General features: G+C 57.9%; 26 protein-coding genes and 1 other RNA gene. 10 read left to right on the forward strand and 17 right to left on the reverse strand.

Annotated elements, in window-relative coordinates:
* The first annotated feature begins 1 nt into the window (after nt 1).
* Both ACZ1G7_RS01010 and ACZ1G7_RS01015 read left to right on the forward strand, forming a co-directional pair.
* Nucleotides 2-1348: a cytochrome P450 gene (locus tag ACZ1G7_RS01010; RefSeq protein WP_472661576.1), complete on the forward strand. Its 1347-nt coding sequence runs from the start codon at nt 2-4 to the stop codon at nt 1346-1348.
* Nucleotides 1345-1833, forward strand: coding sequence for a hypothetical protein (locus tag ACZ1G7_RS01015; protein WP_472661578.1), 489 nt, complete (start codon nt 1345-1347; stop codon nt 1831-1833). Before ACZ1G7_RS01010 ends, ACZ1G7_RS01015 begins: the two co-directional genes overlap by 4 nt.
* Here the strand turns inward: ACZ1G7_RS01015 and ACZ1G7_RS01020 are convergent.
* The 8 genes from ACZ1G7_RS01020 to ACZ1G7_RS01055 all read right to left on the reverse strand — a co-directional run bounded on the left by ACZ1G7_RS01020 (nt 1801) and on the right by ACZ1G7_RS01055 (nt 7093).
* Nucleotides 1801-2025 carry a ribbon-helix-helix domain-containing protein gene (locus tag ACZ1G7_RS01020; protein WP_472661579.1) on the reverse strand — a complete coding sequence of 75 codons (225 nt, stop codon included), beginning with the start codon at nt 2023-2025 and terminating at the stop codon, nt 1801-1803. The genes ACZ1G7_RS01015 and ACZ1G7_RS01020 overlap by 33 nt on opposite strands.
* Nucleotides 2022-2195, reverse strand: a complete 174-nt coding sequence (locus ACZ1G7_RS01025; protein ID WP_472661581.1) for a DUF4169 family protein — start codon at nt 2193-2195, stop codon at nt 2022-2024. The genes ACZ1G7_RS01020 and ACZ1G7_RS01025 overlap by 4 nt, the downstream gene beginning before the upstream one ends.
* On the reverse strand, nt 2192-3586 hold the full coding sequence (gene fumC, locus ACZ1G7_RS01030) for a class II fumarate hydratase (RefSeq protein ID WP_472661582.1): 1395 nt from the start codon (nt 3584-3586) through the stop codon (nt 2192-2194). Before fumC ends, ACZ1G7_RS01025 begins: the two co-directional genes overlap by 4 nt.
* Nucleotides 3587-3698: 112 nt before the next feature.
* Entirely contained in the window at nt 3699-4196 is a 498-nt protein-coding gene (locus tag ACZ1G7_RS01035; protein ID WP_472661584.1) for an SspB family protein, read from the reverse strand.
* 68 nt (nt 4197-4264) lie between these two features.
* Entirely contained in the window at nt 4265-5506 is a 1242-nt protein-coding gene (gene chrA / locus ACZ1G7_RS01040; protein WP_472661586.1) for a chromate efflux transporter, read from the reverse strand.
* Nucleotides 5503-6285: a chromate resistance protein ChrB domain-containing protein gene (locus ACZ1G7_RS01045; protein ID WP_472661588.1), complete on the reverse strand. Its 783-nt coding sequence runs from the start codon at nt 6283-6285 to the stop codon at nt 5503-5505. The genes chrA and ACZ1G7_RS01045 overlap by 4 nt, the downstream gene beginning before the upstream one ends.
* Nucleotides 6286-6404: 119 nt before the next feature.
* Nucleotides 6405-6773, reverse strand: a complete 369-nt coding sequence (locus ACZ1G7_RS01050; protein ID WP_472661590.1) for an antibiotic biosynthesis monooxygenase family protein — start codon at nt 6771-6773, stop codon at nt 6405-6407.
* Nucleotides 6770-7093 carry an NIPSNAP family protein gene (locus ACZ1G7_RS01055; protein ID WP_472661592.1) on the reverse strand — a complete coding sequence of 108 codons (324 nt, stop codon included), beginning with the start codon at nt 7091-7093 and terminating at the stop codon, nt 6770-6772. The genes ACZ1G7_RS01050 and ACZ1G7_RS01055 overlap by 4 nt, the downstream gene beginning before the upstream one ends.
* 138 nt (nt 7094-7231) lie before the next feature.
* Here ACZ1G7_RS01055 and ACZ1G7_RS01060 point away from each other — a divergent pair, with 138 nt between their 5' ends.
* Complete coding sequence (locus tag ACZ1G7_RS01060; protein ID WP_472661594.1) at nt 7232-7906, forward strand: ArsR/SmtB family transcription factor; 675 nt, start codon at nt 7232-7234, stop codon at nt 7904-7906.
* 3 nt (nt 7907-7909) lie between these two features.
* On the opposite strand, the gene ACZ1G7_RS01065 is transcribed toward ACZ1G7_RS01060, so the two are convergent.
* Nucleotides 7910-8338 (reverse strand): hypothetical protein, encoded by a 429-nt coding sequence (locus ACZ1G7_RS01065; RefSeq protein WP_472661596.1) that lies wholly within the window; start codon nt 8336-8338, stop codon nt 7910-7912.
* A gap of 115 nt (nt 8339-8453) precedes the next feature.
* Nucleotides 8454-8804, reverse strand: a transfer-messenger RNA (tmRNA) gene (gene ssrA / locus ACZ1G7_RS01070).
* A gap of 154 nt (nt 8805-8958) precedes the next feature.
* Between ssrA and ACZ1G7_RS01075 the strand changes: the two genes are divergently transcribed.
* Nucleotides 8959-11007: a putative bifunctional diguanylate cyclase/phosphodiesterase gene (locus ACZ1G7_RS01075; RefSeq protein WP_472661598.1), complete on the forward strand. Its 2049-nt coding sequence runs from the start codon at nt 8959-8961 to the stop codon at nt 11005-11007.
* Between the two features lie 58 nt (nt 11008-11065).
* On the opposite strand, the gene ACZ1G7_RS01080 is transcribed toward ACZ1G7_RS01075, so the two are convergent.
* The 4 genes from ACZ1G7_RS01080 to ACZ1G7_RS01095 all read right to left on the reverse strand — a co-directional run bounded on the left by ACZ1G7_RS01080 (nt 11066) and on the right by ACZ1G7_RS01095 (nt 13638).
* Entirely contained in the window at nt 11066-11800 is a 735-nt protein-coding gene (locus ACZ1G7_RS01080; RefSeq protein ID WP_472661600.1) for an ABC transporter substrate-binding protein, read from the reverse strand.
* Complete coding sequence (locus tag ACZ1G7_RS01085) at nt 11784-12116, reverse strand: hypothetical protein (protein WP_472661602.1); 333 nt, start codon at nt 12114-12116, stop codon at nt 11784-11786. Before ACZ1G7_RS01085 ends, ACZ1G7_RS01080 begins: the two co-directional genes overlap by 17 nt.
* A 359-nt stretch (nt 12117-12475) precedes the next feature.
* Nucleotides 12476-12862 carry a DUF2059 domain-containing protein gene (locus ACZ1G7_RS01090; RefSeq protein ID WP_472661604.1) on the reverse strand — a complete coding sequence of 129 codons (387 nt, stop codon included), beginning with the start codon at nt 12860-12862 and terminating at the stop codon, nt 12476-12478.
* 26 nt (nt 12863-12888) lie between these two features.
* The gene (locus ACZ1G7_RS01095) at nt 12889-13638 is read right to left on the reverse strand and encodes a FadR/GntR family transcriptional regulator (RefSeq protein ID WP_472661606.1); all 750 of its coding nucleotides are present in this window, start codon (nt 13636-13638) and stop codon (nt 12889-12891) included.
* Between the two features lie 85 nt (nt 13639-13723).
* Between ACZ1G7_RS01095 and ACZ1G7_RS01100 the strand changes: the two genes are divergently transcribed.
* Genes ACZ1G7_RS01100 through acuI form a run of 5 tightly spaced genes read left to right on the forward strand, consistent with a single transcriptional unit; the run spans nt 13724 to nt 17882 of the window.
* The gene (locus ACZ1G7_RS01100) at nt 13724-14563 is read left to right on the forward strand and encodes a DUF2182 domain-containing protein (protein ID WP_472661608.1); all 840 of its coding nucleotides are present in this window, start codon (nt 13724-13726) and stop codon (nt 14561-14563) included.
* Between the two features lie 16 nt (nt 14564-14579).
* The gene (locus ACZ1G7_RS01105) at nt 14580-15278 is read left to right on the forward strand and encodes a DUF1326 domain-containing protein (RefSeq protein ID WP_472661610.1); all 699 of its coding nucleotides are present in this window, start codon (nt 14580-14582) and stop codon (nt 15276-15278) included.
* Nucleotides 15275-15775, forward strand: coding sequence for a DinB family protein (locus ACZ1G7_RS01110; RefSeq protein WP_472661611.1), 501 nt, complete (start codon nt 15275-15277; stop codon nt 15773-15775). Before ACZ1G7_RS01105 ends, ACZ1G7_RS01110 begins: the two co-directional genes overlap by 4 nt.
* 3 nt (nt 15776-15778) lie before the next feature.
* Nucleotides 15779-16885, forward strand: coding sequence for a dimethylsulfoniopropionate demethylase (locus ACZ1G7_RS01115; RefSeq protein ID WP_472661613.1), 1107 nt, complete (start codon nt 15779-15781; stop codon nt 16883-16885).
* 13 nt (nt 16886-16898) lie between these two features.
* Nucleotides 16899-17882 (forward strand): acryloyl-CoA reductase, encoded by a 984-nt coding sequence (gene acuI, locus ACZ1G7_RS01120; protein ID WP_472661615.1) that lies wholly within the window; start codon nt 16899-16901, stop codon nt 17880-17882.
* Between the two features lie 317 nt (nt 17883-18199).
* Here the strand turns inward: acuI and ACZ1G7_RS01125 are convergent, their stop codons facing one another.
* The gene (locus tag ACZ1G7_RS01125; RefSeq protein WP_472661617.1) at nt 18200-18841 is read right to left on the reverse strand and encodes a DUF924 family protein; all 642 of its coding nucleotides are present in this window, start codon (nt 18839-18841) and stop codon (nt 18200-18202) included.
* A 309-nt stretch (nt 18842-19150) separates the two neighbouring features.
* Between ACZ1G7_RS01125 and ACZ1G7_RS01130 the strand changes: the two genes are divergently transcribed.
* A complete protein-coding gene (locus ACZ1G7_RS01130; RefSeq protein ID WP_472661619.1) occupies nt 19151-19495 on the forward strand; it encodes a hypothetical protein in 345 nt (114 codons plus the stop codon).
* 75 nt (nt 19496-19570) lie between these two features.
* Here the strand turns inward: ACZ1G7_RS01130 and ACZ1G7_RS01135 are convergent, their stop codons facing one another.
* Both ACZ1G7_RS01135 and ACZ1G7_RS01140 read right to left on the reverse strand, forming a co-directional pair.
* Nucleotides 19571-20773: a leucine-rich repeat domain-containing protein gene (locus ACZ1G7_RS01135; protein WP_472661621.1), complete on the reverse strand. Its 1203-nt coding sequence runs from the start codon at nt 20771-20773 to the stop codon at nt 19571-19573.
* A 203-nt stretch (nt 20774-20976) separates the two neighbouring features.
* Complete coding sequence (locus ACZ1G7_RS01140) at nt 20977-22311, reverse strand: NAD(P)-binding domain-containing protein (RefSeq protein ID WP_472661622.1); 1335 nt, start codon at nt 22309-22311, stop codon at nt 20977-20979.
* Nucleotides 22312-22400 lie beyond the last annotated feature (89 nt).

Genomic DNA, 22400 nt, shown 5'->3' on the forward strand with positions numbered 1-22400 from the left:
GATGATGCCGCCCAAGCCTGCCGCACGCCCCGAGAGGGTGTCGTTTCTGCGATACCTGCGGCTGTTTCGACGCGATATTTTGTCGGCGCAACCCGCGAAACTGTATCGCGCCTGGATGGCGGAGTTTCGGACGCCGTTTTTCCGGAGTTTTCTGATCAATCAACCCACGCTGATCCGTGAGGTTTTGAATGCGCGGCCCGATGATTTCCCCAAATCGGACCGGGTCAGCGAAGGACTGCGGCCGCTCTTGGGCAATTCGGTTTTTGTGACCAATGGCGAGACGTGGAAACGGCAGCGGCGGATCATTGACCCGGCGTTTGAAGGCGGGCGATTGCGCGACACGTTTCCGGCGATGTGGGCGGCGGGGCAGGCCTGCGTCGCGCGGCTTGAACCGGGGCGCGTTGAGATCGAAGAAGCGGCCAGTTTTGCTGCTGCGGATGTGATCTTCCGCACGCTGTTTTCGATCCCGATTGAAGATGCGACGGCGTCTGATGTGTTTACCCGGTTTCGCGCCTATCAACGTGCGCAACCGATCCTGAATTTGGCGGCGTTTCTGCCCGTCCCAGCCTGGGCACCACGCTTTTTTCGACCGGGCACACGGGACAATGCGCGGGCGATACGCGAGCTGATTTCGGATCTGGTTGCACGGCGGATGGCGGAGATTGTGGACGGGACGGCGCCGGATGACTTGGCGACCAAGATCATGACGACGCCGGATCCGGAAACGGGGGAGCGGTTCACGCCTGAGGAAATGGTTGATCAGGTCGCGATCTTCTTTTTGGCGGGGCATGAGACGAGTGCTGCGGCTCTGTCATGGGCGCTTTACTTGTTGGCCACGCATCCCGATTGGCAGGAAAAGGTCGCTGCTGAAGCTCTCGCTTTGGCGGATGACAATGATGTTTCGGTCGTCTCGAAATTGCGGGTCAGCCGGGATGTGTTTCGCGAGGCGCTGAGGCTGTATCCGCCGGTGCCGATGATGGTGCGGCAAGCATCCTGCCCGGAGAACTTTCGAGATCGGGAGGTTAAGAAAGGCGCGATGATCGTGATCTCGCCCTGGCATTTGCACAGGCAGGAACGGCTTTGGGAGAACCCGGACGGGTTTGATCCGGGGCGGTGGACGACGGAGAACGGCAAGAGCTGCGCGCGCGATGCGTTTATTCCGTTCTCTACGGGCGCAAGAGTGTGCCCCGGAGCGGGGTTTGCGATGTTCGAAGGGCCGCTGTTGCTGTCAATGCTGGTGCGCGCCTTTCGGTTTGCGCCGGGCGGTCACGTGCCTGTGCCAGAGGCGCAGCTGACGGTGCGGGCGAAAGACGGGATATGGTTAGCGCTTGAAAGGCGCGCAGCATGAAGCGGCTGTCGCAGATCATGACTGCGCCGGAGCGGCCCGGTTGGTCGGTGATCGCTGTTGTCATCGCAGTGGGCATTTCGCTTGTGGGCTTCGGCAATGCGGACCGGATCCTATGGCGGGTAACTTCGCACGGGGCGCAGATGCCGGGGTTGGTGGTCGATATACGTAGCTACCGTTTGCCCGATCAACGCGACGCTGTGCGCGTGCCAAAAGTGGCGTTTCGCGATGCCGCTGGCGCAGTGCAGATCATGGAACCGGCGCGCGGCACTTGGCGCGGACGGGTGCGCATGGATCAGCCGGTTTTTGTCGCGTTGCGCGACGGTGGCCGGGCGATTGTGATCGATGTGCTGTTTGAGCGGCGCATGTTCACGTCGATGTTCTTGTGGCTGCTGACGTCGCTTGGGCTGACGTTCTGGATGGCTGGGATTTGGCTGATTGGGAAGCGGATCGTGCTACCTGACGGCCCCGCCGGTGAGACGGTTTAGAATATAGAGCCGGATCGCCGAGGCGAGGCCAATGTCAGGATCGCGAGCCGCATCAATCTCAGACGCCAAGTCATTGATCGGACGTGATTGTTCTGCCGCGATGCGCCGGAATTCTGCCCAGAACGCATCTTCCAGTGACACGCTGGTGCGGTGCCCTTTGAGCGTAAGGGAGCGTTTCTTCGGCTTGCTCATGTGTCGCGTTTATGGGCGTCGAGGTGGGACAGGTTGTGCTGTTTCTGCGCGTCTTCGAGCGTTTTTTGCGCCTTTGTGCGCCCAAACTTTACCGCGTTTTCATCGGCACGGGCTTTTTTGTCAGCCCGCGCTTTTTGTTTTCTGATTTGGTTCAGATTGACCGGTTTCATTTTGGCCCGATCATGTCCTCTGGCCGGACGACGCGGTCGAAGGTTTCGGCATCAACGAGGCCCAGCGCAATCGCTTCTTCCTTCAACGTGGTGCCGTTCTTGTGCGCGGTTTTGGCGACCTTGGTGGCGTTGTCATAGCCGATGGTGGGGGCGAGCGCCGTGACCAGCATCAGCGATTCCTTCATCAGCTTGTCGATCCGTTCCTCATTGGCTTGTGTGCCCACGACCATGTTGTCGGTGAAGGAAGACCCGGCATCGCCCAAAAGCTGCATGGACTGGATGACATTGTAGCTCATCATTGGGTTGTAGACGTTCAGCTCAAAATGGCCTTGGCTGCCGGCAAATCCCACGGCGGCGTCGTTGCCCATGACATGGGCGCAGACCATGGTCAGCGCTTCGGCCTGCGTGGGGTTTACCTTGCCGGGCATGATCGACGATCCGGGCTCATTTTCCGGCAGGATCAATTCGCCAAGGCCGGAGCGGGGACCGGAGCCCAGCAAGCGCATGTCATTGGCGATCTTGAACATGGACGCGGCGGCCGTTTTCAGTGCGCCGGAGAACATGACCATCGCGTCATGGGCGGCGAGCGCTTCGAACTTGTTGGGGGCGGTCACGAAGGGCAGGTCGGTGATCGCGGCGATTTCGGCTGCAACTTTTTCGGCGAAGCCTTTGCGTGTATTCAGACCGGTGCCGACAGCCGTGCCGCCTTGGGCGAGCTCGTAGATGTCGGGCAGGCAGGCCTCGATCCGTTCGATGGCTTTGGTCATTTGATGGGCGTAGCCGCCAAATTCCTGGCCCAAGGTCAAAGGCGTCGCGTCCTGCGTGTGGGTACGACCAATCTTGATGATATCTTTGAACTCTTCCGACTTGGCGGCCAAAGCGGCTTGAAGCTTGCGTAGGCCCGGCAGCAACGTATCGCGGGCGACCATGCCGATGGCGACATGCATCGCGGTCGGGAAGGTGTCGTTGGATGACTGCCCCATATTGCAGTGATCATTCGGGTGGACGGGCGTTTTGGACCCCATTTCGCCGCCCAGAATTTCGATGGCGCGGTTCGAGATGACTTCGTTCGAGTTCATGTTGCTTTGCGTGCCCGACCCAGTTTGCCAGACGACCAGCGGGAAATTGTCGTCAAACTTGCCGTCAATGACCTCTTGCGCGGCCTGTTGGATGGCGGGGGCCAGATCGGCGCCGAGATCGCCAAATTCCGTGTTCACGGTCGCGGCGGCTTTCTTGATAACGCCCAAGGCGCGCACAATGGCGGTTGGCTGCTTTTCCCAGCCGATGGGGAAATTCATGATGGAGCGTTGCGTTTGCGCGCCCCAGTATTTGTCGGCAGGGACCTCCAAGGGGCCGAAGCTGTCGGTCTCGGTGCGGAATTGATCGCTCATCTTATGTTTCCTGTTGGCAAGTCTGCGGGTCACAACTGGCTATAAGGGGCGGGCGGGGCCATGACAACAAGGCGCCGGTGCGCGGCGTCTACGTTAGCGCTCGCAGCGGTGTTCAGGTCTTGCGAAAACTGTCGAGGCTGACGACGTCGCCAGATTTTTCGTCCTCGGCGGGCTTTTCTTCTGCGGCGGTCTCAGGCGCGGCGGGCTCTTCCTCCGGCTCGAATTCGGGCAGCTCGACCACTTCATGCAGATCGCCCGGATGGGTTTCAAACCGCAGGCCGAATTCAACAGAGGGGTCGACAAAGGTGCGTAGGCTGTCGAACGGCACGCTGAGCGGTTCGGGGTTGTCGCCAAAATTCAGAGTGATCTGGAAACCGTCTTCGGCCACGATCAGCGCGTCATACCAGTGCTGGATGACGATGGTCATCTCGTCGGGGTAGCGGTCGAACAGCCAATCGGCCATCACGACATCGGGGTGCTGGGTGTCAAAGGTTATGAAGAAATGATGCTCGCCCGGCAGGCCGTGATCCGCCACGTCTTGCAATACCTCTGCGATGAGCGCGCGCATCGCATTGTGCATCTTTTTCCCATAGTCGATCGTGTCGGTCATGTGCTGCTGCGTCCCCCGATCCGCTTTACTCTAAACATACGGGATTCGGGGCGCAGGGGAAGAGGCGATCACACAGCCAATGTCACCAATCCGCAGATTGCGCCGATGCAGAGCCCCCAAATCAGCGGAATTTTTCGGATCAACAGCAAATAGCCCATTATCAAAGCGATCAACGCAGCGGGTATGTTCAGACTGCTGAGGGTCGGCCAGATGACCGTGCCAAAGCCCAAAGGCTGCGCTGTCAGTTCGGTGAAAAACACATGCAGGGCAAACCAGATGGTGAGGTTCAAAATGACGCCCACGACGGAGGCCGTGATTGCCGATAGCGCTGCAGCCAACCGCGCCTGACCTGAAAGCCAGTCGATATAGGGCGCGCCTGCGAAAATCCATAAAAAGCAGGGCGCGAAGGTCACCCAAAGCGTGACGATGCCCGCGGTGATCGCCAATGCCAGCCCGCCTTCGCGGAACCCTGCGAGAATGCCGACGAATTCAGTGACCAGGATCAGCGGCCCCGGCGTGGTTTCCGCCAAGCCCAGCGCGTCCATCATTTCCACCGTTGTCAGCCAGCCCAGATCGCCGACCACAGCTTGGGTCATATAGGCCAGCACCGCATAGGCCCCGCCGAATGTGACCATCGCAAGTTTCGAGAAGAACACGCCGAGCGGGCCCAGGAAATCCGGGTCGAGCGCATAGATTATGGCCAATGGGGCCAGCCAAATGGTGGCCCAGATCGCGACGGTGCGCAGGGTGCGCGACAGCGGCACGGTGATTTTGGCCTCTGTCGGTGCCTCGCCCGGTAAGCAAGCGCCGATCAGGCCTGCCGCGAGGATGATCACAGGAAACGGGACCGAGAAAATGAAGATTGCGACAAAGGCGATAGCGGCCAAAGCCCAATGATACGAACGGGTTAGGGCGCGTTTTGAAATTTTGAGAAGCGCCTCAATGACGATGATGACGACGACGGCTTTAATGCCCAGAAACAGGGCTTGGATGACGGGCAGGTTGCCCAGATAGGCGTAGCCCAGGGCGAGGGCGAGGATCACTGCGGCGCCGGGCAACACGAATAAAAGCCCCGCAATCAGGCCCCCGGTGACGCCGCGCAAACGCCATCCGGCATAGGTGGCCAGTTGCATCGCCTCCGGGCCCGGAAGCAGCATGCAAAAGCTGAGCGCGCGGAGGTATTGTTGCTCCGTTAACCAGGGTCGGTCTTCGACCAGCTCTTTGTGCATCAGGGCGATTTGCGCGGCGGGGCCGCCGAAGGACAACAGGCCGATCCGCCAGAAAACGGCCGTCAATTCGGAGAGGGTCATCTAGAATGGCCTTCATTCTGGCCGTCGCGCGCCCAACGGTAGAGCGCGTCGTAGATTGCCATACCCGCCTCCAATTGCGCGTTGTCGTCTTTATGGGCGCGGCTGAGGCCGACCGAAATTGCCAAAAGCCCCGCCGCTTCGGGCGCAAGGTCATGGCGGTTCGTGTCAGCCGCGCGCACTACTGTGGCGAGCGTTTGTAACGCGGGTATGTCGAGCGCGAAGCCTTTGATCAACGCATCGAAGCTGCAGTGATCGCCGTCATGCGACCACGGGCCGTCCGGCATATCAAAAGGCGTTGCGCCGAATTTCGCTGCTATTTCAATGACATCGCCCGGCGGCGCAAACAGGAATTGTGCCTCTGGGCTGATGAAACGGCGGATCAGCCATGGGCAGGCGATGCGGTCAATTTTGGGTCTGTGCCGCGTGACCCAGAGGGTTGGATTGGGAATTTTTGCCGCCGGGATCAGCGGCAGGCCTGCGTCGCGCCATGCGTAGTTGCCGCCTTCAAGCGCTTCGGCTTTAATGCCTTGCGCGCGCAGAATTGCAGCCGCACCATGGCTGAGTTTTTTGCCTTTCTGGCAAATGATGACGGTGTTTCTGTGTTTTAATTCAGCGGCTAACGTCGCGATCTTGTCATGAGCGCAGCGACGTGCCGTTGGGATAAGACGTGGATCGGCATTGAAGTCATCATCGATGCAAACGTCGATCAATGTTGGCGCGTCCGGCGTGCCGAGCAGCCGCATAAGTTGTGTGGGAGAGATTTCGTTAAAGCCTGCCATGTGGATGCACCCCGTGTGTCAGTTTGTGGGATGCGAAACTTGGGCTGGCGCCTCACGGGGTATTCGCGTCACCCCATAAGGCATTGATACGGCAGGAAAGCTTGGCCCGTCAAGCCAGGTCAAGCGTCCGCCTTGAAGGGGCAGCCATGGGCGATATTGCTGTCGTCGGGGGCCTGATCGCGGCGTTCATCAAGGCCGTAGTCGCGGATCACAGCGCCGATGCGCAACCGATAGCCCGCGAAAAGCCCGCTGCGCCCGGCTTTCTGGGCGGCGCGGTGTTCGGCCAATGTGCGCCAGTTTTTCAGGGCTTCCTCATCGCGAAAATAGGACAGGGACAGCATCTTGTCAGGATCAGTGATGGACTGGAACCGTTCGACAGAGATGAAACCGTCCACCTGTTCCAACAGCGGCCGCATCTGGGCGGCAATTTGTAAGTAGCTGTCTTTTTGGCCTTTTTCGGGGGTGACTTCGAACATTACGGCGATCATGCGGGCTCTCCATGCGGTGTTGAGGCCAGTTTCAGGAAGGTGCGGTCTTCGCGCAAGATAAACTTCTCCCGCATTGCGAATTCATAGTTTTCACGGCCCAAAGGGTCAGCGGCCAATCGGGCGCGGTAGGCTTCGTAATCTGCCAAAGACGCGATGTTGTAGAGGCCATAGGCGAGTGTGCTGGAGCCTTCATGCGGGGCGTAATAGCCGATCAGCTCGGCGCCGTTGCGCGGGATCGCCTGACCCCAGTTTTGCGCATATTGTACAAATTGGGGTCGTTTTGTCGGGGCGATCTGGTAACGGATGATGCAGGTCAACATGGCGGTGCTCCTTGGTTTTGGAGCGTTGTACCGTGTTTAGTGTCGTTGAAGGTTCGGCCTGGGCCGAACTGTACGCGTTGCTTTTTGCCGTGATTTCCGGCACAGTTCACTGAAAGTCGAACTATGTGGGAGAGCACCATGAAAGACGGACCGGACATCGCGCGGATTGCGTCGCTGATTGGCGATCCGGGCCGCGCCAATATGTTGGCGGCTTTGATGAGCGGCAAGGCCCTGACGGCGGGTGAATTGGCGGCGGAGGCGGGGGTGCGGTTGCAGACGGCCTCCGGCCATTTGCAAAGCTTGGAGCAGGGCGGGTTGATCACCCGGTCGCGGCAAGGACGGCATCACTATTTCAAACTGACCGGCGAGGACGTTGCGCAGGTGCTGGAGGCGTTGATGGGGGTGGCCGCCGCACGTGGACAGTTGCGCACCCGCACCGGGCCGCGCGATCTGGAATTGCGACAGGCGAGGGTATGCTACAACCATCTGGCGGGTGACATGGGGGTCGCGTTGTTTGACGGGCTGATGGCGCAAGGTTTTCTGCATATCAAAGCCGACGCTTTGGAATTGACGCCAAAGGGTCAGGCAAAGATGACGGCTTTGGGGGTTGCGGTCGATGCAAAAAGCCGCGCGCCGATGTGCCGAGAATGTCTGGATTGGTCAGAGCGCCGGTCGCATCTGGCGGGGCGTCTGGGGCGCGGAATTTTGGATCATATCTATGCGCAGGGCTGGGCCACGCGTGTCGAGGGCACGCGTATCGTGCGGTTCAGCGCGCTGGGTGCCGGGGCCTTTAGCAAGGCATTTTCGCTTTGAGCGCTAGTCGGTAAAGCGGCCGCCCATCATCAAACTGCCCATCATGTCGTCAGGCAACTGACCCATGCGTTCATAGAACCCCATATGGTCGGCGCTGGAGTGCGCGGCGACGAATTTGCCATCAATGATGCGCCGGTACACGTGAACATCCAGCCGTGCGGCCTGGTCATCTGTTGTGCATTTGCCCTTGATGGAGACAACGGCCGAGATTTCCTCACCAGCGGTGACGACATGCGACAGCTCGATCTCATCAGGTTCGAAATCGCGGCACATGAATTGCACCAAAGTCTCGTAATCGCTGGGGCTGAAGGACAGGTCACCTGCGACCACGGCGGTCTTGGTGTTGCTTGTATAGGCTTTAGATCCACGCTCGAAATCGCGGTCGATCCAGACGGTGCGATACCAGTTGAGCAGGAACTCTTCGTTTGACACTTGGTTGTGGCCTTTCGAATGACACGTGACCATCCGTTAAACCCATTTCGTAAATTTTTGGTAAGTTGACGTGTGAGGAAACCGCGCGCGGTTCAGCTTCGTCTAAGATGCGGAAAGTGCAGGTTTCTGTTGCCAGGTACCTGCGAACCCCGCCTTAAGCTGCTAGGCCTAAGGGCTTAAGATTTCAATAGTTCCGACTGCTTACGCAGCCATCGCCATTGGAGCTTTGTTGTCGTTTGCAACTAGCTTAAATGAACCGATAACGGTGGTATCTCACCGAGACAAAGCTAACCCCTTTAGACGTTCGTCGATCCTATTTCGACCCCATGCTCCCCAAACGAAGGAGATGTTGGTGGAGTCGCCGGGTACCGCCCCCGGGTCCGATCCGCTTATTACGAGCGCGTTTATGTCCATAGTCCCGAAGGACAACCCACATATAAGGAATGCCGCCAGGGGTTTCAATGATTGCCGACCCAGACCGCCAGATTGTCTGTGATTTATCGAAGGTTACCGGAATTGCGACAATTCGAGACATATCTGCCATTCCCGGCTGGTTTGAATATAGAAATTGTTATCAATTGAGCATTTAGAGGGATGCGGTCAATATTTGGGGCCCGCATATGTACCGCGTTATCGAGTGTTTGAGTTATGACCATGACCATGTTCTGGTCTTGCTAGCCGCGCTCGTTTGCATTGTGGGGTCTGGTCTGTCGGTCAAGCTTTTGTCGCGGACGATTCAGGCCACATCGCACCAGAAGACCGTCAAACTTCTCCTAACTGCGATGATTTCAGGCGCGACGATCTGGTCCACGCATTTCATCGCCATGCTGGCCTATGATCCCGTCTATGACACTGGCTATGAACCTGTCGCCACAACCGCCTCGCTACTGGTGGCCATGGTCGGAATGTCTGTCGCCGTTGCGTTGGCAGTTCTGGGAAAACGCCGCTTGGTACAGCTGGCTGGCGGGGCCTTATTCGGCCTTACCGTCAGCACTATGCACTATGTCGGCATGTCGGCTTATCTGATCCCAGGGGTGATTGTGTGGGATATGTCGATGGTCACAGCTTCGAAAATCATCGGTATTTTGGGCGGTGTCGCGGCCTTTCATGTAATCACCTACGCGCGGTCGGGCTATTCATGGCGTTGGGGGGCAGGTTTGATGGTGCTTGCGATCTGCAGCATGCACTTCACCGGAATGGCCGCGATTGAGGTGGAGTTTGATCCAAGAGTGATTGTCCCACCAAAAGCAATCTCTGATACGACCTTGGGTTTCTTGGTATTGGGTGTCACAGGCGCATTGCTGTTGATCGGTCTTGCTTCCGTTTTGATCGAAACCGAGATGGAGCAAGAGACGGATCAAATGCTGCGAAGCGCCGCGCTGCATGATCCCCTGACAGGGCTTCCGAACCGGTTGAAGCTCAAACAGAAAATTGCCGACTTCTCTGAAATGTTGGAGCAGCAGCCGAGCGCCCGGGTGGCCGTGCTGACCATTGATCTAGACCTGTTCAAAGAGGTGAATGACCTTCACGGTCATGCGATCGGTGATCTGGTGTTGACGACCATCGCGACGCGGCTCAGCGCGGTCATTGGCGCAGATGAATTCATCGCCCGCGTTGGTGGCGACGAGTTTGTGGCCATCAAATCGAACTTTCGGCGCATTGATGAGGTGCAAGCTTTTGCACAAAAACTACGTGCTCAAATTCTCGAACCCATTGCCTCAGAGCAAGGCGATTGCGTTGTTGGCGCGAGTGTTGGCGTATCATCAAGCCTTGAAGACGGTGTTGATGTTGAACAGCTTTTGCACCGCTCTGATCTGGCGATGTATCGCGCAAAGTCCGGTGGCGACAAGAAAGTCTGTTTCTTCAATCACGAAATGGACCGTCAGAGCCGAGATCGTCTTTTGCTGGTCAATGACCTCAGGCAATCTATTGCCAACGAAGAGCTAGAGCTGGTCTACCAGCTTCAAAATGATATCCACTCGCTCTCTCCCGTGGGTTTCGAGGCTTTGTTGCGGTGGAACCATCCAGAGCGAGGCTTGATCTCACCCGGTGAATTCATACCGATTGCAGAAGAAACCGGCTTGATCCGCGAGATCGGGCTTTGGGTCTTGCGCACCGCGTGTCTGGAAGCCGCCACATGGGATCGGCCGTTTAGCATCGCTGTGAATGTCGCCCCGCAGCAGCTTGTACAGCCGTCTTTCCTTGAACATGTGTCCGACATTTTGATCGAAAGCGCGTTGGTTCCTGCGCGTCTTGAACTAGAGGTGACTGAGGCCAGCATCATTGATGACCAGAAAAATACGTTGAAGGTCATGCATGAACTCAAAAGGATGGGCATCCGCATCGCGATGGATGATTTTGGGACGGGCTACTCATCGCTGGCGACCTTGCAAGCCTTCCCTTTCGACAAGATCAAAATAGACCGTAGCTTCGTGCGCGATGTGCACAAGAATGCGCAAAGTGCGGCGATTGTCCGCTCGACGCTTTTGCTGGGGGATGCACTGCACATCCCTGTGCTGGCCGAAGGTGTCGAGGTGGAGGAAGAGCTGAATTTTCTGAAATCAGAAAACTGCGCATCGGTGCAGGGATTTTATTTCGGAAAACCCATGAGTCTGGAGGCTGCGCGGGCTTTGGTTTGTAACGCGGAAGACGTAAGAAAGAGCGCTTAATGTGGTGCCGGGCGGCCCGCCCAAGAAAAGCGGGCCGCAGCAGAATTTTTTGAAAGGTCTAGAAGCCTGCTTTGATACGCTCAAATTCCTTGATCATGGCTTCACGTAGCGCGTTGTCCATGGGCAGCTGGGCCAGTTGTGGGGCGGAGATGTCGTTTAGGCCGACCTCGGTCAATGTCTCGGTGCCAAACGAGCCCATCGCAGCCGTGTTGGAATGTCCGTAGCCCCATTCATTGACGATGTAGTCGGCTGTTTCCTGGCTCAGGAAGCTTTCCACAAAATCATGCGCCTTGTCTTCGGAGCCGGGCCCATCAACCAGGTTCACATAGCCGCAGAACCAGCTAGACGACCCCTCAGCGGCTTCACGCTGGAAACCGATCGGGTAGCCGTCCCCAGTCATTTGGACAGGCGTTTCGTTCCAGCCCCACGCGACCAGCACTTCGCCGGTGGCCATCAGCTGCGCCAGCTCAGCGCCGTCGGCCCAATAGGCGCGCGCGTTCGCATGGGCCTGACGCATCCAGGCGGAGGCGGCTTGCATGTCTTGCTCGGTCGCTTTGGTCCAATCGGAAACGCCGGTCGCGAGATAGGCAAGCGCATAAGCGTCTTCGACATTGTCGGGCAGCGACGTGCGCCCGGCCATGGCGGGATCGACGAAGATTTGCAGCGAGGCGACCTGGTCTTCGGTAATTTCTTCGGTGTTGTAGATCAACCCGGTCATGCCCAGATCGGCGGGGATGAAATAAACTTCGCCGTCGCGCACAAAGGTCGGATCGTTTTTATAGAGATCGGCCAAGGTGGCGTAGGTGGGGATTCTCCGAGATGTCCCAAGGCTCGATCAGGCCGGCCTGGATCCATTTATCGACCGACTGCGAACAGGGGTGGGCCACGTCAGCCCGGAAGCCGGAGCGCAGCTTTTGAAAAGCCTCTTCTTCCTCGCCGAAGAAAGCATAGGTTGGGCCGGAGCCGTATTTGGCGGCATAATTGATGAAAAACCCGTCTTCTTCATAGCCGGACCAGTCGAAGACCAGCAGGTCCGGGTCGGCGGCGAAAGCGGTCGTGGTGCTCAGGGCAAGGGCGGCAGTGCCCAGGAGTTTGGTAAGAGGGTTCATTTGCAGCGCTCCCAGCGGTTTGTTTTGCGGTGATTTTTCCAGCCGCAAGGCTAGGGCGAAACGGGGCGGGCGGACAAGAGGATTTTGGCGGGGGTATGGTGGGATTTTGGTGAGAGATAGGGGCGAGAGGTAAGTGGGGGCTCTGCCCCCGGTGCTGCGCACCGTCCCCCGGAATATTTGTGAAACAATGAAGTGTTGGGACGCGCGAGGTCTTTCTAGCGCAGCGCGTCGAGCAGCTTTTGCATCATACCTTTGTCTTCGACCTCGATCAGGCCTTCGTTTTGGATGCGTTTGGCCAAGCGCGGTCCGGCATTGAGACCAGCGTCGCGACCAGCTTGCGCCCCAAGTTGAGCGCTGGCCTACATTAATTTTGGTGTTTGTTTCAGCAAGGCCTGACCCGATGGCGTATTGTAGAAGGCGGTGATATCGCTGAGTTCTTGCGCAGAAAACTTATCAAGATAGATCGGCGCAGTTTGCGCCTGCATGGATTGCGTAAACTCCGTGATGAATTCGGCTAGAAACAGATCGAAAAACCGGTCGGGGTCGGTCAGTTTGATGCCCTTTTGAGCAATGTCGTTTTGGATGGCACCAATGATAAGCGGGCGTTGCGCTTGAATGGCGCCTTCCATGATGTCGCGCGTAACGGTTTGGCTGGCGATATATGTGGCGTCGCTTTGCGGGTCGGCGATGGCGGCAGGAGGAAAGAGCGCCATGGCGCAGGCGACGACGAAGCAGTGAGCTTTCACAAAACGACCTAAAATTGTTTTTGCGTTTATTGCGCCGCGCCGCGGGTTTTGTTTTTGGCGCGCGCTTGGGCGACTTCATGTGCCAAATCTACTGTGTAGCTTTGCAGCTTTGCAAGCGCGGCATCGGCTGTGACCGGGTCATGCGCTTCAATCGCGTCGGCGATGCGGGTGTGCAGCGCGATGATCGCCTCGCGGGAGCGGGCGGTGAAGGTGATCATGTTCATGGAGGGCTGCATCGCCTCGACGGCGCCTGCGAGCTGATAGGACAACACCGGGTTGCCCGCGCCGTCGACGAGCGCGCGGTGGAAGGCGACGTCGGAGGCGCAAAACGCCTCATCGCTGAGACCCGGCTGGGACTGGCGGTGGATTTCGGCGCGCATCGTGGCGAGGTGATCGGCCTCACGCCGTTGGGCTGATAGTGGCGCGCAGGCGCGTTCCAACGCATAGCGCGCTTCGCATGCGGTTTCAAAACTGACGGAATTCATCGACAAAAGCAGCGTCGAGGTGGTGATTTGCTGCCCGTAGGCGTCTTCAAAGGTGAGCCGGTTGACGAAAGCGCCGCCTGTGGCCCCACGCTGCGTGCGGATCAGGCTTTGGGCGGCAAGGCGTTTGAGCGCCTCGCGCACGGTGGGGCGGGAGACGTCGAAATGTTCGGCCAGTTCGGCCTCTGACGGGAGGCGTTCATCGACGGGCAGCTGGCCCGAGATGATGGCGTCGCGAATGGCTTGCGCGATCTGGGCGCTGAGGTCTTTGCCGGAGTCAGGATCGATTTTCATATCAGCGTTATAGCATGCGCGATTTTAATTGTAAGACATTTGAAAATCTGACATGAAAATCAGATGTTTTGAGTCGGGAGGTCTCATGGCCGGTATCACCAGATCGATTTTATGGCTGTCGTTTTTCGCGGCGATTTTGGCTGCGTGGTGGGTGATGTTCTCGATGGCGCAAATGATGGGGGTCGACTGGATCGGGCGCCCGCAAGGCATGATGTCCATGGGCGGCGGCATGTCGGGCGCGAATATGGGCGGCCAAATGGGCAGCGCCATGACAGACGGCGCAGATGCCCCGATGGGCGACATGCCGATGATGCAGATGACGACATTCGGCGCGCTGTTCCCGATGTGGGCGATCATGATGGCGGCGATGATGTTGCCGACGCTTGTGCCGACGCTGCGCGCTTATGAAGATTTGATGAAAAGCGCCAACGGCACGCGCGCGGGCTGGCTGGGCGTAGTGCTGGGCTATTTCGTGGTTTGGGTGGGCTTTGCGGCGCTGATCGCGGGCGCGCAGATCGCATTGATGGCATCCGATTTTATTGATGATCTGGGGATATCGAATTCGCTTTGGTTTGCGGGGCTGCTTTTGATCGTCGTGGGCGCGTTTCAGTTCACGCGGGCCAAAGAGATTTGCCATGGCGTGTGCCATGCGCCCGGCATGTATTTTCTGGGGCATTGGAAAACCGGCTTTGCGGGCGGATTGCGTATGGGCCTGGGCCTTGGCGCGTTTTGCGTAGGGTGCTGCTGGGGCTTCATGGCGCTGGGATTTGTCGGCGGCGTGATGAGCTTGTTGTGGATGGGGCTCGCGACGCTGTTCATGGTGGTCGAAAAGCTCCCGCAATTGGGGCAATATGTAACAAAACCTGCAGGCGTCGCGTTGATCGCGGCGGGCCTCGGGGTCGCCGGATACGGCGTGATCGCTTAACAGGGAGGCTTTGAACATGGCCAAGAAGGACCGCAAACCGTCTGACAAACTGCAGGTGATGCAGAAGATTGACGCCCGGATGAGCCCGACCCGGCGCCGCAAGGAGCCCACGGATTGGAGCATCAAGGGCGAGCTGTTTTTGAACTGTTCTTGCACCGTTTTTTGTCCCTGCGTTGTGTCGCTGGGCGCGCACCCGCCGACGGAAGGCCATTGCCACGCCTGGATGGCGGTCGCGATTGATGAGGGCCATTTCGAGGGGGAGGACCTGTCGGGCCTGAACATTGGCCTGCTGGTTGATATCCCCGGACGCATGGGCGAAGGCGACTGGAAGGTTGCGGCCTATGTTGATGAACGCGCCACCCAAAAGGCCTATAATGGTATCCTGAAGATCTTCTCCGGCTCGGCGGGCGGGACGACGGGGCTGTTCACCATGCTGGTCTCCGAGATCATCGGGGCGGAACGCGCGCCTGTTGAGATCGTGCGCGACGGCAAGAAACGGTCGATCAATATAGGGCGCAAATTGCAGGGCGAGATTGAGATGATTGCCGGTAAATCGGATGAGCATCCGGTGATGGTCAGCAACTCCAAATACTGGATGGGGCCGGATATTATTGCGGCTGTGGGCACGCGGTCGCGAATTCGCGACTACGGCCGCGTTTGGGATTTTGGCGGCAAATCGGCAGAGATTTGCCCGATTGAGTGGTCCGGTCCATGATCACGGCGGAGTACTGCCAAACCATGGCGCGCTACAACGCGTGGCAGAATACAGCAGTGACCACGGCCTTGAAAAGCCTGCCCGAGAAAGAGGTGATGAAGAACCGTAGGGCCTTCTTCGGATCGCTGTTCAAGACCGCCAATCATCTCCTTTGGGGGGATCAGATCTGGATGGCGCGGTTTGACAATGGCCCGGTCCCGCCGGGCGGTATCCCAGACAGCACCGGTTTGCACGACACGCTGCAATCGCTTCTGGATGACCGTCTACGCACCGATGAGCGCATTGTCAGATGGGCCAGCAAGGTGAAGCATATCGATCTGGTGGGGCCTTTGGTGTGGGTGTCTGCGACGACGGGGAAATCCATGACAAAGCCAAAGTCGCTGTGCATCACGCATTTTTTCAACCACCAGACGCATCACCGTGGTCAAATCCACGCAATGCTGACCGATGCCGGGTACGAGACGGAGCGCTCGGATCTTGCCTTTATGCCGGAGTAAAACATGGCGACGATTGCCCCCTCCCGCCGCGTGCGCCGCACGCCTTTCTCTGACGGTGTCGAAGCCGCCGGGGTCAAAAGCTACACGGTGTATAACCGGATGTTGCTGCCGACGGTGTTCCGCAGCGTAGAGGAAGACTACCACCATCTGAAATCGGCGGTGCAGGTCTGGGACGTCTCGGTTGAGCGGCAGGTCGAATTGCGCGGGCCGGATGCCGGGCGTTTGATGCAGATGCTAACCCCGCGTGACCTGCGTGGGATGCTGCCCGGTATGTGTTACTACGTGCCGCTGGTTGACGGCACGGGCGGCATGTTGAACGACCCGGTGGCGTTGATGCTGTCCGATGACCGCTATTGGCTGTCGATTGCGGATAGCGATTTGTTGTTATGGGTCAAGGGTTTGGCGCATGCGCTTTACCTTGATGTGATCGTAGAAGAGCCCGATGTATCGCCCCTGGCGATCCAGGGCCCGCATGCAGACACGCTGGCGGCGCGCATTTTTGGGGACGCCGTGAAGGACCTGCGGTTCTTCCGCTACGGGTATTTCGACTTCCAAGGCAAACAGATGCTGGTCGCACGCTCGGGCTATTCCAAGCAGGGCGGGTTTGAAGTCTATGTCGAAGGGTCTGCCAACGGGATGCCTTTGTGGAACGCGCTCATGGAGGCGGGCAAAGACCTGGATGTTTATGCCGGTTGCCCGAACCTGATTGAGCGGATCGAGGGCGGACTTCTCAGCTACGGCAACGACATGAACCGCGACAACACCCCGCATGAATGCGGTCTGGGCCGGTTTTGTTCGACCCAGACGGCGATTGGCTGCGTCGGGCGCGACGCGCTGCTCAGGGTGGCCAAAGAAGGCCCGGTGAAGCAAGTGCGCGCCATTGCGATTGACGGGGACATTCCGCCTTGCGACCGTCTGTGGCCTATCACGGCGCCGGGCAAGGGCACGGTGATCGGGCAGCTGACCTCAGCCGCCAAAAGCCCCGATTTCAAGACGAATGTGGCAATTGGTATGGTGCGCATGACCCATTGGGACGCGGGCACCGAAGTGCAGATTGAAACACAGGACGGGCCGCGCCGCGCCATCGTCCAAGAGAATTTTTGGCTATAACAGGAGAGACGACATGTTCAATGCATTGCTTGTAAACAAGGATGACGAGGGCAAAACGAGCGCCTCCGTCACCGAAATTTCCGAAGATATGCTGCCCGAGGCCGAAGTGACCGTCGCCGTCGAATATTCCACGGTGAACTACAAAGACGGGCTCTGCATTGGGCCGGGGGGCGGCTTGGTGCGCAACTACCCGCATGTGCCGGGCATTGATTTTGCGGGCACGGTCGAGACCTCCAGCGACGGCCGCTACAAGCCGGGCGACAAGGTCGTGCTGACAGGCTGGCGCGTGGGGGAGGCGCATTGGGGCGGCTACAGCCAAAAGGCGCGCGTGAAGGCCGATTGGCTGGTGCCGCTGCCCAAGGGGCTGGATACGCGTCAGGCCATGGCCGTGGGCACCGCCGGGTTCACCGCGATGCTGGCGGTGATGGCCTTGGAAGATCACGGCATCAAAGACGGGCCGGTTTTGGTCACGGGGGCTGCGGGCGGCGTGGGCTCGGTTGCAACGGCGATCCTGGCGGGGCTGGGCCATGAGGTCGCGGGCGTCACCGGACGGCCTGAGACCGCAGATTATCTAACATCGCTGGGGGCCACGCAGATTGTTGCACGTGAGGAGCTGAACGAGACCACCAAACGCCCGCTTGAAGGCGAAACCTGGGCCGGCTGCGTCGACGCGGTGGGCGGCGAAATGCTGGCACGCGTTTTGGGGCAGATGAAATACGGCGCGTCTGTTGCGGCCGTGGGGCTGGCGGGGGGCGCGGGCCTGCCTGCGACGGTGATCCCATTTCTGTTGCGCGGCGTGAACCTGCTGGGCATTGATAGCGTGATGCAGCCCTATGAAAACCGGGTGCGCGCCTGGGATCGGATTGCCAAAGACCTGCTGATGGACAAGCTGGAAGCGATGGTTCAGCCCGCAGTTTTGAGCGACCTTCCGGCGCTGGGGAAAGATATCCTGAAAGGTCAGGTCAAAGGCCGCGTGGTTGTCGATGTGAACGGCTAAATCAGCATCCCCGCATGCGGGGATGCTGCTATCCAACTGATTGCAGGCCACTTTTCTAAAAGATTAGGGTTTTCTTAACCCCAGAGGAGACGTAGCCGCTGACGCGGCACCCTAGCGCGTGAACCGTGTCTTTTGGTCTGTGCATCTGACTTGGGCGAGAGGGTTGGGTTAGTCACTACAGTCTTAGGAACAGCCTGAAGGTCCGCTATGCGGGAGATTGCTGCCATTCGACATAGGCAGGGTAATGTCTGCTCCCGCTAGGCGGTCATCTTGGGCAATAAGGTGACCGGCACCAAAGCTTTACAACGTAAGAACAGTTAGATTTTTAGCTCACTTTCGTGCGGAAAGACCCCGTTGGCGATGTAGTCTAGTTCTTCAGGAGTAGAAATGCGCCCCAATACTTCATTTCGATGGCTGTGACGCCCAAATTGAGCAATGACCGACCGATGTTTCCTCGGCTGCTGAGCGGCAAACTCGTACACATTTTTCAAGCTATCGGGCGCATCTTGCTTGATTTGATCTGCAATGGCGATGACACGGTCCAAGTTGGCCAAATGATTTGGGCACTCACAATGTTCCATGGGCAACTTAAAAACTGATTTGAACCAAACATTTTCAAGCGCGTCAAAATGGCCGTTCTCAAGCCCCTCAAGACAGATGTGTAAAGCTTTGGGATCCTGTGCATAAGCCTTTGATGTCCCGGCCCATATCGTTCTTGGAAACTGGTCTAGCAAGATAATCAGAGCCAATCGCCCGATTGGCTCGTCGGCCCAACTGTCAAACTCTCCTTGCGACGCGCGTTCGGTGGCGTCTGTGTATTTCGCGATGATTTCATCATTCGCGCCGCCCCTCATACGCCACGCCCACAAATCCATATGGGCCTTTGGTTCTGGGCTTGGTCCGTCTGGAAACCAGAAGTCGATAATTTCTCTCGCAGTAGTTTCAGGCTTCTTTGTCACTCAAATTCTCCAAAAAACTGCTCAAACTTGCGCAATTGTTGAACTGGATATGAGAATATTGCCACTGAAAATGCGGAATGGCCCCGGCAATTGCATTCTCATTGATGGCAGTAGGCAACACGCGCAGCAGAAGCCGCCATTCGCCATCCTGGGGCAATTCAGTTAGAAAGGGCTCAAACCATCCCTTGGCAATTTTCGCGGCCGCAGGGCATAGTCTGCCCGATGCGTTGTTTCTTTGCCTCCTTATGTCTCATCGGTTTTGCGGCCCCAGTGTGGGCTGGCTCGTTTTGTGGGCAGGTGGCGGCGGTCTTGCAGAGCCGGGTTACGGAGGTCGTTCAAATTGATCTGCCGGCAGCGGGCGCGGGCGCGTGTTCTACGTCGCTCGATCTGTCTGGCGCGCGGGCGCTGAATTGCGCTTGGGCGTTTCCGTTTCGTGACGGGACGGCGCAGGCGGCGTTTGAAAGGGCATTGACGGCCTTGCAGGCCTGCCCGGACGCAGGAACGGAAGGGGCGCAAGACAAGGCGGTCAACCACCCGGATTTCTACGATTTGCGGTTGTTTCAAGCGCCCAAAGGGGAAGTGGGCCTGTCGCTGAAAGACAAAGGCGCGTTGCAGCAGACCTATGTGTTTTTGCGGATCACACCGTTGGAGTAACTGGTGCTATGCCGGGCCGCCTTGGACACGATCCGGATTTGATACGCAGAAACTTTGGCGCGCGAAAATCTGCTGCTATTGTTGGTTTGGATCGGGGCGCGTTTCCATATAGGCGGGCAGGGTGTCCTTGGTCAGCATCTTTTGGTCGTCCACGATAAAGGCCTCGATCAACGGGATCTGCAGCAGGGGCGACAGGTCCGATGCTTTCGTGTCATTCAACCACAGGCCTTTGAGGTTTTCCATATCTGCCAGGGGGCTAAGATCGGTCGCGGGCAGGCGCGACAGGGATGTCATCTCGACACTATCCAGCTGCGCCAGCGGCGATAGGTCAGTGATCATTGTGTCGCTCAGATCAAGCTGCTCCAGCTTGGGCAGCTCTGACAGAGGTTGAATATCGACCAACGGCGTTTCGCGCAGGTCGAGTTCCTGCAATTGCAATTTACCGGTCAGCGCCGCGATATCGGTCACAGTGCTGGCGCGTAGGTTCACGCGTTGAAGCCGCGTCGCACCAGCAAGTGCGGCAATGTTTTCCAGTCCTGAACGTGACCCATCGAATTGGGCCAAATCAGGGCCCAGCGACATCCCGTCAAGGCTGGTGATGCCAGCCCCGCCCAGGCGCAAATGGGTCAAGCCCGTGCTTGTTGCCAGCGGTGATAAATCCAACGGCGTGTCGCTGATAATTGTAACGCGTTTCAGATCGAGCGCGGCTAGGGGGCTTAGATCCTGGACGCCCGCATTGGTCAAGGCAATGCTTTCGAGACCTGTGAGTGCGTCAATGCCAGACAGCGATGCAACCGCGCTGTTGATGAGGCTGAGGTCTTTCAAAGTGCTGAGCGCATCGAGCGGTAAGTCGGACAGCTGGGTGAGGGAATTGTTGAGCCTGAGCGTTGACAGTTGGGGCAGGGTGGCCACGAACTCGTAGCTGTTGGGCTGGCTGTCCGTCAGGGTCAGGCTTTTGACGGGCAGGCCTTGCAAACCAGCGGCATCGAACGGGCCCAACCCACCGAGCTTCAACAGTTCAAGGTGGTTCAGGGTGGCGAGCGGGCCGAGGTCGATCTCACCTTCGAAATCATCGACGGCGTCTATCACAAGAAAGGTGATCCAAGGCGCTTGCGCGATTGCATCAAGGGCGGCCAGGTCTTCTGCCTTTCGCAGGCTAAGGCTTTTGTCGGTGGGTTTTTGGCAGATAGTGCCGATTTGAACGCATGCATCTGATTGCGCGACTACGGGAAATGCGAGCGATAGGAATGCACTCAGCAGGACGATGATGCGGGCCATAGAAAGCTCCCAAATTAACCGGGTCAATTGGTGCTCTTATCTGGCGCTAGAATGTAGCATTTTTGTGGTCAAATGCGGGAACTGATGTGGGGCGGTTTTGGTGCAATAGTTGAACGAAAAAGGCCTTAAGAAACCCCTAACAGATTTCAAAAGGCCTTTTAGATCAGTTTGTTACCGGATTCCCCGCATGCGGGGGAACGTGGTTAGTTCTGCAAATAGACTTCCAGGCTGTCATCCAACGCGTCTTTCCAGGGCGTGTGATGAACCGGCGCCATCGTGCCCGTCATGACCGATTTATAGCTGTTGTCGCGGAAGGTCATGATGCCCGCTTTCTTGTGGCCCTTCCATTCCTTGAAGGCCTGACAGGCGCCCTCCACATCGAAGCTTGGATAGTCGGTTTCAGTGATGAGTTCCTTGATATAGTCGCCCTGATACCAGATCGCATCATAATCATCCTCACCCGCATCCTCGCGCGCGATCCGGTCCACCACATCGGCCTGCATCGCGGCGCGATCCGGCATCGAGATTTTGCCCAAGATCGCATCCCGCACCCACCAGGCCTGCGCATCGAACATGTTGAAGGTGAACCACTGGTCCTGCATGCCGAGGTAAAACAGCGCCGGATTGTCGACCCAGGCCACGCCCTTATAAAGGTCCGCCGTGGCAAGCCGGTTGGCTGTTTTCAGGCGCAGGTCCTCCGCCATAAACGGGAAGTGATGCTGGTAGCCCGTGCAGAGCAGCACCGCATCAACATGCTTGCTGGTACCGTCTTTGAAATGGGCAGTGTTGCCGTCGACTTTGACGAGCAGGGGCACCTCTTCCCAATTCTCCGGCCAGTCGTAGCCCATGGCCGCCGTGCGGTGCGAAACAGTGATCGACTTGGCCCCGTATTTCCAACATTGCGACCCGATATCCTCGGCGGAGTAGGACGTGCCCACGATCAAGATGTCTTGGTCTTTGAATTCCAACGCGTCGCGGAAATCATGCGCGTGCAGGACGCGGCCTTTGAAGCTTTCAAACCCGTCGAATTGCGGCACGTTGGGCGTGGAGAAATGGCCCGAGGCGCAGATCACGTGGTCGAATTCTTCGGTGCTTTCCGTGTCACCGGGCAGGTCTTTCACGGTGACGGAAAACTTGCCGTTTTCATAGTCCACGCGGCGCACCACGGTTTCAAACTTGATCCAATCGCGCACGCCTGCTTTTTCCACGCGGCCTTGGATATAGTCGAACAGCACGGCGCGCGGCGGGTAAGACGCGATTTGCTTGCCGAAATGCTCCTCAAAGGAATAGTCGGCGAATTCCAAACCCTCTTTTGGGCCGTTTGACCACAGGTAGCGATACATCGAGCCATGCACAGGCTCACCATATTGATCGACACCGGTGCGCCACGTGTAGTTCCACAAACCACCCCAATTGGCCTGCTTCTCGTAGCAGACGATTTCGGGGATATCCTCGCCATTTTTCTTGGCAGACTGGAATGCTCTCAACTGGGCGAGGCCGGAGGGTCCGGCGCCGATGATCGCTATACGTTTTGTCATTTTGGGAGGCTCCTCAGTCGTGTTTTTGTTGATCTTATTGCACCTTTGATGTTCCTCTGTGTCAACAAATTTAACCCTCAGTAAACGAG

The sequence above is a fragment of the Litoreibacter sp. JB4-2 genome (assembly GCF_055693445.1).

Coding starts and splice junctions, on each gene's coding strand:
- ACZ1G7_RS01115 (WP_472661613.1), top strand. CDS start 15,779: ATGGCGACGATTGCCCCCTCCCGCCGCGTGCGCCGCACGCCTTTCTCT.
- ACZ1G7_RS01025 (WP_472661581.1), bottom strand. CDS start 2,195: ATGAAACCGGTCAATCTGAACCAAATCAGAAAACAAAAAGCGCGGGCT.
- chrA (WP_472661586.1), bottom strand. CDS start 5,506: ATGACCCTCTCCGAATTGACGGCCGTTTTCTGGCGGATCGGCCTGTTG.
- ACZ1G7_RS01035 (WP_472661584.1), bottom strand. CDS start 4,196: ATGACCGACACGATCGACTATGGGAAAAAGATGCACAATGCGATGCGC.
- ACZ1G7_RS01045 (WP_472661588.1), bottom strand. CDS start 6,285: ATGGCAGGCTTTAACGAAATCTCTCCCACACAACTTATGCGGCTGCTC.
- ACZ1G7_RS01015 (WP_472661578.1), top strand. CDS start 1,345: ATGAAGCGGCTGTCGCAGATCATGACTGCGCCGGAGCGGCCCGGTTGG.
- ACZ1G7_RS01100 (WP_472661608.1), top strand. CDS start 13,724: ATGGCCGGTATCACCAGATCGATTTTATGGCTGTCGTTTTTCGCGGCG.
- ACZ1G7_RS01095 (WP_472661606.1), bottom strand. CDS start 13,638: ATGAAAATCGATCCTGACTCCGGCAAAGACCTCAGCGCCCAGATCGCG.
- ACZ1G7_RS01050 (WP_472661590.1), bottom strand. CDS start 6,773: ATGATCGCCGTAATGTTCGAAGTCACCCCCGAAAAAGGCCAAAAAGAC.
- acuI (WP_472661615.1), top strand. CDS start 16,899: ATGTTCAATGCATTGCTTGTAAACAAGGATGACGAGGGCAAAACGAGC.
- ACZ1G7_RS01110 (WP_472661611.1), top strand. CDS start 15,275: ATGATCACGGCGGAGTACTGCCAAACCATGGCGCGCTACAACGCGTGG.
- ACZ1G7_RS01060 (WP_472661594.1), top strand. CDS start 7,232: ATGAAAGACGGACCGGACATCGCGCGGATTGCGTCGCTGATTGGCGAT.
- fumC (WP_472661582.1), bottom strand. CDS start 3,586: ATGAGCGATCAATTCCGCACCGAGACCGACAGCTTCGGCCCCTTGGAG.
- ACZ1G7_RS01020 (WP_472661579.1), bottom strand. CDS start 2,025: ATGAGCAAGCCGAAGAAACGCTCCCTTACGCTCAAAGGGCACCGCACC.
- ACZ1G7_RS01085 (WP_472661602.1), bottom strand. CDS start 12,116: ATGAACCCTCTTACCAAACTCCTGGGCACTGCCGCCCTTGCCCTGAGC.
- ACZ1G7_RS01075 (WP_472661598.1), top strand. CDS start 8,959: ATGTACCGCGTTATCGAGTGTTTGAGTTATGACCATGACCATGTTCTG.
- ACZ1G7_RS01105 (WP_472661610.1), top strand. CDS start 14,580: ATGGCCAAGAAGGACCGCAAACCGTCTGACAAACTGCAGGTGATGCAG.
- ACZ1G7_RS01135 (WP_472661621.1), bottom strand. CDS start 20,773: ATGGCCCGCATCATCGTCCTGCTGAGTGCATTCCTATCGCTCGCATTT.
- ACZ1G7_RS01055 (WP_472661592.1), bottom strand. CDS start 7,093: ATGTTGACCTGCATCATCCGTTACCAGATCGCCCCGACAAAACGACCC.
- ACZ1G7_RS01010 (WP_472661576.1), top strand. CDS start 2: ATGATGCCGCCCAAGCCTGCCGCACGCCCCGAGAGGGTGTCGTTTCTG.
- ACZ1G7_RS01140 (WP_472661622.1), bottom strand. CDS start 22,311: ATGACAAAACGTATAGCGATCATCGGCGCCGGACCCTCCGGCCTCGCC.